Source organism: Pseudomonas sputi (assembly GCF_021603585.1).
GTDB classification, from domain to species: domain Bacteria; phylum Pseudomonadota; class Gammaproteobacteria; order Pseudomonadales; family Pseudomonadaceae; genus Aquipseudomonas; species Aquipseudomonas sputi.
On sequence record NZ_BQHI01000081.1, the window covers coordinates 1 to 303 of the forward strand.

Sequence of the window (303 nt, forward strand, 5' to 3'; positions counted from 1 at the left end):
CGAAGACCCGGTCGTAGGCGGTCGGCGAGGCATCGGTCTCGATCACCACGTCGCCGACGTTGTCGACGTAGTAGGTATCGACACCGTCGCCGCCGATCATGGTGTCTGCGCCCAGACCGCCGTTGAGTGTGTTGGCGCCGCTGTTGCCGGTCAGGGTGTTGTTCAACTCGTTACCGGTGCCGTTGAGGTTGGCCGTGCCGGTAAGCACCAGATTTTCCAGGTTGGCGCCCAGGGTCCAGTTCACCGAAGAACGCACGGTGTCGATTTCGCTGGCCAGGGTGCTGGTTTCGATGATGGTGTCAC

1 protein-coding gene is annotated in these 303 nt (G+C 62.0%); it reads right to left on the reverse strand.

What is annotated here, in order from left to right; all coding sequences use genetic code 11:
• Positions 1–303: calcium-binding protein (locus L6D81_RS29385; protein WP_236183005.1), on the reverse strand; the 303-nt coding region annotated here is incomplete at both ends.